Origin of the sequence: Streptomyces sp. PU-14G (assembly GCF_041028275.1) — a bacterium.
Classification (GTDB): Bacteria; Actinomycetota; Actinomycetes; order Streptomycetales; family Streptomycetaceae; genus Streptomyces.
Window position 1 is genome coordinate 1 of the sequence record NZ_JASKYT010000286.1, and the last position, 9691, is coordinate 9691.

6 protein-coding genes are annotated in these 9691 nt (G+C 73.6%); 3 read left to right on the plus strand and 3 right to left on the minus strand.

Going from position 1 to position 9691, the window contains the following annotated elements; all coding sequences use genetic code 11:
• Positions 1 to 3 precede the first annotated feature (3 nt).
• Complete coding sequence (locus AB8Z75_RS26000) at positions 4 to 1482, minus strand: HEAT repeat domain-containing protein (protein WP_369206033.1); 1479 nt, start codon at positions 1480 to 1482, stop codon at positions 4 to 6.
• Positions 1483 to 1847: 365 nt separating this feature from the next.
• Here AB8Z75_RS26000 and AB8Z75_RS26005 point away from each other — a divergent pair, with 365 nt between their 5' ends.
• Entirely contained in the window at positions 1848 to 3533 is a 1686-nt protein-coding gene (locus AB8Z75_RS26005; RefSeq protein ID WP_369206035.1) for a PP2C family protein-serine/threonine phosphatase, read from the plus strand.
• A 162-nt stretch (positions 3534 to 3695) separates the two neighbouring features.
• Here AB8Z75_RS26005 and AB8Z75_RS26010 read toward each other — a convergent pair whose 3' ends face one another.
• Complete coding sequence (locus tag AB8Z75_RS26010; protein ID WP_369206037.1) at positions 3696 to 5261, minus strand: hypothetical protein; 1566 nt, start codon at positions 5259 to 5261, stop codon at positions 3696 to 3698.
• A 247-nt stretch (positions 5262 to 5508) separates the two neighbouring features.
• Between AB8Z75_RS26010 and AB8Z75_RS26015 the strand changes: the two genes are divergently transcribed.
• Both AB8Z75_RS26015 and AB8Z75_RS26020 read left to right on the plus strand, forming a co-directional pair.
• Complete coding sequence (locus AB8Z75_RS26015; protein WP_369206039.1) at positions 5509 to 6720, plus strand: aminoglycoside phosphotransferase family protein; 1212 nt, start codon at positions 5509 to 5511, stop codon at positions 6718 to 6720.
• A gap of 331 nt (positions 6721 to 7051) precedes the next feature.
• Complete coding sequence (locus AB8Z75_RS26020) at positions 7052 to 9016, plus strand: N-acetylmuramoyl-L-alanine amidase (RefSeq protein ID WP_369206041.1); 1965 nt, start codon at positions 7052 to 7054, stop codon at positions 9014 to 9016.
• Between the two features lie 127 nt (positions 9017 to 9143).
• Here the strand turns inward: AB8Z75_RS26020 and AB8Z75_RS26025 are convergent, their stop codons facing one another.
• Positions 9144 to 9641, minus strand: a complete 498-nt coding sequence (locus tag AB8Z75_RS26025) for a hypothetical protein (RefSeq protein WP_114024758.1) — start codon at positions 9639 to 9641, stop codon at positions 9144 to 9146.
• Positions 9642 to 9691 lie beyond the last annotated feature (50 nt).

Consider the following 9691-nt stretch of genomic DNA (forward strand, 5'->3'; position numbering starts at 1 on the left):
GGGTTATGCGGGTGGGGTGAGGCGGCCTCGGATCGTGGTCTGGACGTCGGCCTCCTCGGCAGGATCCGCGGCCAGCCGACGCAGTCGCTCCAGCACGCGGGCGTCCCCCGTGGCGGCGCACTCGGCCGCGACCTGGCGAGTGGACTCCTCGCAGTCCCACAGGCACTCGATGGCGAACCCGGCGGGGAAGGAGGGGTCGGTGGCGGCGAGGGACCGGGCGGTGCGGCCACGCAGCTGGGAGGAGGCGGTCTCCCGATAGATGTGCCGCAGCACGGGAGCGGCGCAGGCGATGGAGAGCCGTCCCGCACCGTCCACCAGCGGCCAGAGCGCAGGGCTGTCGGGACCTTCGAGGCGGATGGTGCGGCGGAGCGCGGCGAGCACGGCGTCCGCGTCCCGGGCCCCGCCCCGGCAGGCGAGCATCTCGGCGGCGACGGTGGCGAGGCCCGGCGCCAGCGTGTCCTCGGGGGCGGCCGTCCACCGCCTGGCGCGTTCGAGGGCCGCCAGGGACCGCATGCGGGCGAAGGCGGAGAGGGCGGAGCGGGCGAGCGTCTCGCAGGGGTCGCCCGCGGCGTCCTCGATGAGGTCGAGCACGTCCGGGTCGTTGCGGTCGGCCAGGTGGCGCAGGGCGGCGGCGCGGGCGGCCTCGCGGTGGCCCCGCGCGGCCTCCAGCAGCAGTTGCCGGTCGTCCGGTCCCGCGACGGCGGACAGACAGCGCGCCGCGGGGGCCTCCCGGTGCTGGGGCGGGTGTTGTTCGTAGCCGTCCTGGGCCCAGTCGAGGATCTCCCGCACGTTCCAGCCGGGACGTGGCCCGTCCGTGCGCAGTTGGCGCTGCCAGCGGTCGAAGGAGCGGCACTCCTGCGCCCGCCGCAGCCGGTCGGCCTGCTCGGGGTGCGCGGCGTCCTCCGCCCACAGGCGCCAGGGGCGGGGTTCGAAGGCGTCGCGGGCGGCGGTCGCCAGCTCCGCGTCCCCCTCGGGTGTCTGGGGGAATCTGGCCAGGATGGCGGGCCCGAGGGGGCGCAGCCCGGCGTCGTCGTCGCGGACGGCGAGTTCGTCCAGTGCCCACTGCCAGTTGCTGCCGGTGGTGGCGTACCGGCGCAGCAGCCGCAGCGGGGCGTTCTCCTCCCAGCCGGTGCCCTGGGCGGCGGCGTAGGAGGCCAGGTGGCCGAGCACGGACAGGGCGAGGCCGGTGCGGACCTCCGCCTCCTCCGGGGCGCACTGGAGGTCCGCGGGGTCGAAGAGGTGTGCGGCGATGTCGTCGAGCCCGGCGTCCAGCTCCCTGTGCAGGCGTGCGTAGTACAGGGAGCGGTGTTCGATCTGCCAGTCGCGCCTGGGATCGTGCAGGACGCACTGACGCAGCGCGCCGAGCGCTTCGGCGCGCGGCGCCGCCAGGGCGTGCAGCGTCCCGTCGCCACGGCCTCTCTGCAGGAGGCCGAGCAGCGTGCCGCTGGGCGCTATGTCTGAATCGACGGAATCGACGAACATAAGAGTCAGCATCCGGTGCGGGGTATTCGGCTGGCAACGGGATTTCCGTTGCCGGGCATTCTTGCCGGTGACGGCGGTTCTACTCCTCGGTTTTACCTCCGAGAGCGAGCCGCCCGACCGGCCGGAGCCTACCCGGAAGTAAGCATTCCGCCGACCCCGAGGTCAAGAAGGGGTCGAGGGACGTGCGGCTCGAAGACGCACATCGGCCTGCCGGCCCGCGCCCGCAGGGGACCCGCACCGGCCCGGCCCGCCCACTGCTGACATATGACAGCAGCACCACCGGATCGAGTGTGGCCGAATCCCTTACGGGCAGTCGTCGGCTGTGCGACAGTCGTAACCGACTCTCCCCCGTATCGGAGCCCACTATGTCCTCCTCTGCGCACGCGGACCACTCCGCCGCTCAGCCTCCGGACCGCGGCACACTGGACGCTCTGATCACCCAGGCCCGCACCCTGCGCGGCGGCCTCGACGCGGTGCGTCGGAGCGCGGGAGGGAGCGGGCCCGAGGCGAGCACGCCCGCGGCGAGCGCGGTGGAGCCGGGCGTCAGCGAGGGAGACCTCCGCGCCAGGTGGCAGCGCGCGCTGTGCGAGCTCGCCGTGCACCAGCTCGACGATCTCGGCGGCCAGCTCGACCAGTTACGCGAAGGGCTGCCGCCCCACGTGCCGAGCCCGGGCGCGCCGGCGCAACGGACGCGGGGCACCCTGCCCCCGGGCGACCTGCCACCGGGCGACCCGTCCTCGGATGACCTGCCGCCGGGCCTGCCGCCGGACGACCTCCCCCCCGCGGGCCTCCCTTCGGACGTCCCGCAAGGCCACGTCCCGCCAGGCCACAGCACGGGTGCCGCTTACGGCACCATCGCCACGCCCCGCCCGAATGCGCCCTCCGAGCTGGTCGGCCGGGTCGGCAGCGCCGACTGGAACCTGCTCACCGACGACATCTCCTGGTCGCCCGAGCTCTACCGGATCTTCGGCAGGACCGAGGAGGACGGCCCGCTCTCCCTGGACGAACTGCCCTCGTGGGTCGTGCCGGAGGAGCAGCCCGGCCTCGCCACCGCGTTCACCGACTGCCTGGTCGACGGAAGGACCATCGACCACGAGTTCCGCCTGGTACGCCCGGACGGTGCCGTGCGCACGGTGCACCTGGTGGGCGAACCGGTGCTCGACGACGAGGGGGCCACCGCTTCGATGTGGGCAGTGGTGCGGGACGTCAGCGCACTGCGGCGCAGTGAGCGCGCGGTGCGCGAGACGCGTGACTCGCTCCAGCGCGAACGGCACCTCGCACAGACCGAGCGCCGACTCGCCGTCGAGCTGCAGCGCGCCGTGCTGCCGCCCTGGCGGGGCTCACCGCGCTTCCCGCAGGGCGACACGCGAACCGGCGGTGCGCTCGACCTGGCGGCGCATTACCTGCCTTCCGCGACCAGCGCGCTGATCGGCGGAGACTGGTACGACGCGCTGGAGCTGCCGGACGGCTCGACGCTGCTGACGGTCGGCGATCTGACAGGGCACGGGGTGGCCGCCACCTCGGGAGTGGCGATGCTGCTGGGTGCCGTGCGGGGCATGGGGGTCGCGGGCGTGGGGCCCGGGCCGCTGATGGGTCACCTGAACCAGCTTCTCGACTCCGCCGCGCAGCCCTCGCTCGGCAGCGCCCTGTGCTGCCACTATTCGCCGCGCACGCGCTCCCTCACGTGGTCCCAGGCGGGCCACCCGCCACCGCTGCTCATCCGGGGCGGGGTCGGGCAGGTGCTCCCCCGCCCCGAGGGCGTGCTGCTGGGTGTCACCTCGGGTGCGCGCTACGGCCAGCGCACCGTGCAGCTCGCGCCCGGTGACCTGCTGGTGCTGCACACCGACGGCCTCGCGCCCCGGGGCGGACGGCCCGGCGCGCCCCGCCGGGAGGGCGCTCCCCATCCGGGCGCGGCGCGGCTGCTGGCCGTGTCCGGCCGGTTGGCCTCTGCCTCGTCGGCGCAGGAGTGTGTCCGGGTCGTCGCCGAGGAGTTCGACGACCACGCACGCGAGGACGACGCCTGCGTGCTGGTCGCCCGCGTGACACCCTGACGGGCGCTCTCTTTGGCCCTGACGGCGCCCTTCGGGGCCCTGCCGGTTGGCCCTGACGGCGCCCTCTTGGGGCCTGCCGGTCCCCTCTCCGGGCATGCCCGGTCAGCTGAACCGCCCGCGCCCGCCGAGCGGGCCGGGCGGTTCACAGGGGCGCGGGTCGGTTCACACGGACCTGGCCCCCCGGGAGCCTGGCGAGCCCTGGATGTCCCTGACGTCACCCGGCGCCCGCTTCAGCGCGTCGGCGTCCTTGAGGCCTCTGCCGCCCCGGGACGGTTGGGGCGCACGGGGCATCACGTCCCGCATCTCCTCACGGAGTTGCTCGACGGTGCCGTAGCCGGCGTACTGCCCGGTGAGGCGGTACATCTCGCGGAGCCGGTCCCAGGTGCGGTGCGAGGAGTTCTCGCTGATGGAGAGCAGGGCGAGGCGCGCGTAGCGGTCGGCCTGCTCGGGGTCGTCGGAGATGAAGCAGGCCGAGGCCATCGAGATGTAGTCGAAGATCTGGGAGCGCTGCCGCCCCTCCTCGCGCAGCACCAGGGCCCGCTTGGCGTGGGTTTCGGCGGTCTTGGCCGCGACGGGCTCGTGGTCGGCGAGGGTGCGGAAGGCGAGCGCCTCCATGCCGTGCAGGTCCGCCTCGTCGAACATCTGCATCCAGCTGGGCGGCGGCACGTCTCCCGCGTCGGAGGCGAACAGTTCCTCGGCCCGGCCCAGGGTGCGGCGCATCTCCTGGCCGCGGCCCATCGAGGCCTGAGCCCACGCCTCGATGGTGTGGAACATGGCGCGCGTACGGGGCAGCGCCCCGTCCCCGGATCCCGACTGGGCGAGCTTCACCAGGTCGAGGGCGTCGTCGGGCCGTCCCAGGTGCACCATCTGGCGGGCGGCGCGCGAGAGCGCCTCTCCCGCGCGCGGGCGGTCCCCGCCCTCGCGGGCGGCGTGCGCGGCGATGACGAAGTACTTCTGTGCGGTGGGCTCCAGGCCCACGTCGTGCGACATCCACCCGGCGAGGACCGCGAGGTTGGCCGCGACGCCCCACAGGCGGCGCTGCAGCGGTTCGGGATGGTGGTAGGCGAGCATGCCGCCCACCTCGTTGAGCTGTCCCACCACCGCTTTGCGCTGGAGACCGCCGCCGCGGGCGGCGTCCCAGGCGCGGAAGACCTCGACGGAACGCTCCAGTGCCTCGACCTCCTGGAGTCCCACCGGGGCCGCCTCGTAGCGGTCGTAGGCGGCAGGAGCGGCAACCGCCGGTCCGCCGTGGCCCGCACCGCCGTGCGCCGTCGCGCCCGTCGGTGCCGCCGTGAGCCAGTCGTGCATGGCACTGCTGAGTGCCGATCCTGCGGCGAGCGCGGCGCCCGCACCCACCAAGCCGCGTCGGTTGAGCATGAGGTCCATTCCCGTGAATTCGGTGAGGACCGCGGCAACCTGCCCGGACGGCAGGGGCACTCCCTCGGCGGGTTCGCCCTGCGCCGTCTGCCCCGGCCGGCTGAATCCGAGGTCCTCTGTGGTCACGACACGGCCGAGTCGCTCGGTGAACAGGGACGCCAGCACTTTCGGCACCGGATCGCGCGGGGTCTCCCCCGTGTCGATCCAACGCCGCACCCGTGAGGTGTCGGTCGCCAGTTGCGGATACCCCATGACCGCCGCATGCCGGTTGACCAGCCGGGCGAGCTCGCCCTTCGACCAGCCGGCGAGGGCGAAGAGGTCCGCGAGGCGGGCGTTGGGTCCCTTGGTCACGTCAAGCCCCCAGGTTCTCGGCTGAGTTGACAGTAACTTCAGGAGGACCTGATGCGGTGGCCCCGAGCGCATTCGCCAGGGTTCGCCAGGGTCCGCCAGATGGTGTGCCACCCGCGGCCGGGTGTCGTGTAGGAACGCGCCACCCCGGTCGTGCCGTCGAAGCCGGCATTCCCCAGGGTGCACTGGTCGTGACGGGCAGCCGGGGAGGCGCGGCAACCCGTCGGCACACGAAGGGATCTCGCGCGCCATGTATTCAGCGTATTCAGCACCATCCCCCGTGTCCGTGCAGCGCCGGCCCCGTGTGGTCCCGCAGCAACCTTACGGAAGGCGAGCGGCCGTGCTGGCCCCCGAGCCACCGCGCGAACCCCCGCGCACACCCGGGCCGCCCGGCCCGTACGCCGGCGCGCGCCCCGCGCGACGCGCGCCCGCCGGTACCGCGTCCCAACCCGTCAGCGGGAGGCTGGACTTGTCCGGCCCACACGGCGCACAGCTACGTGCCGCCATCGCCTCGATCCACCGCGTCTGCCCGGACTTCGCTCCCGTCCAGATGCTCCGCAAGCGCGGACGTTCGGTGCTCCTGGCGGGCACGGCCGGCCGCAGCACGGTCATCGCGAAATGCCTGCTGGACCACTCCTCCGCGTGGGTCGAGCGGTTCCAGCACGAGATAGCGGTCTACCGGGCCTTCGTGCGGCACCGTCCGCCGATCCGCACGCCCCGGCTGATCGCGGCCGACCCCGACACCTGCACACTGGTCATCGAGCGGGTGCCGGGACGGGTGGCGGCGGCACAGCGGCACCCACTCCAGGCGCCCCCGGCCGCGGATTTGCGAGCCGTGCTCGGTTCCTTCCGCCGGGTCAACCAGTGGGAGCCGCCAGGCGCGCTGTTCGAGCGTCCGATCGACTATCCGGCGAAGCTGGAGCGCTACCACGAGCAGGGCTTGCTAACGGACCGCGACCTGGGCGACCTGCACAAGCTGCTGCACGGCCTGGTGCAGCCCGGCGGCCCCGGCGGCAGGCGCAGCGTGCCGTGGCAGTTCTGCCACGGCGACGCTCTGCTGACGAACGTGATGCTGGGCCCGACGGGTCCCGCACTGGTCGACTGGGAACACGCCGGCTGGTACCTGCCGGGGTACGACCTGGCGACTCTGTGGACGGCGCTGGGCGACGCCCCGTTGGCGCGCCGCCACCTCAGCCAGGTCGCCCAGAAGGCGGGCCCCGCGGCGCGTGACGCCTTCCTGGTGAACCTGATGCTGATCCTCACCCGGGAGATCCGCACCTGCGAGACGGCGGTGCAGCGCACCATGCGGGACACCTCGCCGCAGGGCGCGGCGGACGCCGCCGCGGCGGTCAGGGCGGGCGTGATGCCCACCGGCGAGGCACAGCGGCTGCTGCTGCGGAGGCTGCACGAGGACTGCGGGACGGCGCGCCGCGCGGTCCGGGCCGCCGTCGGCACCCGCTGAGGGCGGCGGACGACCGATCCGCTTCGGCCGGGCCGGTAGGCGGGTACTCGGCCGGGAGGCGGGTACTCGGCCGGGAGGCGGGTGCTCGGCCGGGAGGCGGGCACAGGGGTCGCGGCGGCGTCACTGGTCCGACCGGTGACGCCTCGCCTGCCGGATGACATGCGCCGCCCCGGTGCGCGCGGAATGATTGACGGATCGTCGGCAAGTCGGTACGTCTGAGGACTGCTCGCGCCCGTGATCGCACGGCGCACTCTCCGAGGAGGCGGCATTGCCACGACCCTTCCGTGATTCCGAGAGCACCGACGGCAGACGCCACGGCAGACGCGACGCCATGACCCGGCGCGGGCGCACCGTCCGCGCCGTGGCCGTCCCCGTGGTGGCGGCGGCGCTCGTCGTCCCGTTGCTGACCGCAGGCACGAAGGCGCCCGACCGGCCCGCGAACAGCCTCCAGGCGCAGTTCGCTGCGGCTGCCGACCGGTACGACGTGCCGGAGGAACTGCTGCTGGGCGTCTCGTACCTGCAGTCGCGCTGGGACGCCCACCAGGGCGCGGCGAGTGTGTCCGGCGGCTTCGGCCCGATGCACCTGACGGACGCGCGCGCGGCGCTGGCCGCCTCCCGCCCGCGCGACCACGCGGGGACGCAGGACGCCCGGGGTGACGCGGCGCGCCCGCCCCGGGTCGCGGGCGAGGCCACCGGTGGTCAGGCGAAGAAGGCACCGAAGCGGCTCCCCGCCCGGCTGCGGACGCTGGAGCGGGCCGCCGAGCTGACGGGGCTCTCCCACGAGGCGCTGCGCTCCTCGACCGGGGCCAACGTACAAGGCGGCGCTGCGCTGCTTGCGGACGCGCAGCGCCGGCTGGGCCACCCGCTCAGCGCGGACCCGGCTGACTGGTACGAGGCGGTGGCCGCCTTCCCCGGCGGCGGCAAGGGCGACCCGAGCGCGACGGCGTTCGCCGACGACGTGTTCGACGCGATGCGCCAGGGCGAACGGCGCACGACCGACACCGGGGAGACGGTCACGCTCGAGGCCAGCCCGAAGCTGCGTGCCCCGGCCGCGGCAGACCGCTCCCGGCCCTCGCACGGCAAGGCGGAATGCCCCCGGAACGTGGATTGCGAGTGGTATCCGGCGCCGTACGAGAAGTTCACCGACAGCTCGGGCGAGGAGGACTACGGCAACCACGACAGGACGCGGCGGCCCCGGTCCCAGAAGATCGACTACATCGTCATCCACGACACCGAGGAGGTGTACGAGAGGACGCTGGATCTGGTGACCGACCCGACGTACGTGTCGTGGCAGTACACCCTCCGTTCCTCCGACGGGCACATCGCGCAGCACGTGCGCAACAAGGACGCCGCCTGGCACGCGGGGAACTGGTACGTCAACTCCAAGTCGATCGGCCTGGAGCACGAGGGTTTCCTCACGGAACCTGACGCCTGGTTCACCGAGTCCATGTACCGCAGCTCGGCGCGGCTGGTGAAGTACCTCGCCAAGAGGTACGACATCCCGCTGGACCGGCAGCACGTCCTCGGCCACGACAACGTGCCCGCCACGACGACCTCCGGCATCAAGGGCATGCACACCGACCCGGGCCCGTACTGGGACTGGGAGCACTACTTCGCGCTGCTGGGCAAGCCGTTCACGCCCAAGGGCGGCCCGAAGTCCGGCGTGGTGACCATCCGCCCCTCCTACGACGACAACGAGCCGGTCTTCACCGGCTGCGAGTCCGCCGGCGAGCCGTGCCGAGCACACGGTTCCTCCGCCATCCGGCTGCACCAGGCACCCGACGCCTCCTCGCCGCTGGTCAACGACGTCGGGCTGCGGCCGGACGGCTCCCCCGCGACAACGGGGGTGAACGACACGGGCGCCCGGGCCACCGCCGGGCAGCAGTACGCGGTCGCGGACCGGAAGGGAGAGTGGACGGCGATCTGGTATCTCGGCCGGAAGGCCTGGTTCCGCAATCCGTCCAGCCGGCCGGTGGCCGTACCCGCCCGCGGCACCCTCGTCGAGCCGCGTGAGGGGCGCGACGAGATCCCCGTCTACGGGCGCGCCTACCCGGAGGCGGAGGCCTACCCCGACGGCGTGCCGGTGCAGGCGCTCTCGCCGCTGCCGTACAAGGTGGCGGCCGGACAGCGCTACGTGGCCGGGCTGCGGACACCGGGCGAGTACCTGTACGCGGTGGAGTACGACCCCGAGGCGGAGCACTTCCAGGTGGTGCGGGGGAAGCAGAAGTACTACCAGATTCAGCTCGGGCACCGGGTGGCGTTCGTGAAGGCGGAGGACGTGCGGCTGGTGCGCTGAGTCCGGTCAGCCTGCCCGGGCGGCCGGCCCGGCCCGCCGCCCGGGCTCTCGCCGGCCGGGCTCGCCCCACCCGGGCGGTCCTGGCCGGTGAGGCGCCCCGCCTCACCGGCCGCCCGAAGGCCGCGCGCTACTGCTGGAACATCTCGGCGGGCAGCGGCTTGAGGAGGGCGTACAGGTCGCCTGTGATGGGCCGGTCCCAGCTGGCGATGGTGACCAGGACGCCGTCGCTGCGGTCGAACTGGACGCAGGAGATCCGGTCCTCCGACAGCTTGACGCGGCGCACGATGAGCAGGTTGTCCTCGTGCATCACCGGGTCGTCCTCGGAGCCGACGACCTCGACGTGCTCGTCGTTCTCCAGCGCGGACAGCAGCTGCGCCACCTCGAACGGCACGTCGCCCTCGTCGATCTCCCGCGCCGGCGAGCCCTCGGGGAGGTTGCCGATGACCATGGCAGGACCGCGACCGCCGAACAGGTCGTAGCGGAGGAAGACCCCCTGGCAGGTGCCGTCCGGCGCGGGCAGCAGGCCCGCGCCGAGATTCCCCGGCCAGTCGGACGGGTCCATGGCCAGGACATCGAAGTCCGGCCCTGCGGGCACGGAGGCGCTGCGGCGGCGGAGGAACGACATGCCGCAATAGTACGTGGCCGATACCGCGTTTCCGCTGCCCCCTTCTCCCG

What these genes read in the sequence shown, in the direction of transcription:
- AB8Z75_RS26020 (WP_369206041.1), top strand. Translation starts at nt 7,052, where the DNA reads ATGACCCGGCGCGGGCGCACCGTCCGCGCCGTGGCCGTCCCCGTGGTG.
- AB8Z75_RS26015 (WP_369206039.1), top strand. Translation starts at nt 5,509, where the DNA reads ATGTATTCAGCGTATTCAGCACCATCCCCCGTGTCCGTGCAGCGCCGG.
- AB8Z75_RS26025 (WP_114024758.1), bottom strand. Translation starts at nt 9,641, where the DNA reads ATGTCGTTCCTCCGCCGCCGCAGCGCCTCCGTGCCCGCAGGGCCGGAC.
- AB8Z75_RS26000 (WP_369206033.1), bottom strand. Translation starts at nt 1,482, where the DNA reads ATGTTCGTCGATTCCGTCGATTCAGACATAGCGCCCAGCGGCACGCTG.
- AB8Z75_RS26005 (WP_369206035.1), top strand. Translation starts at nt 1,848, where the DNA reads ATGTCCTCCTCTGCGCACGCGGACCACTCCGCCGCTCAGCCTCCGGAC.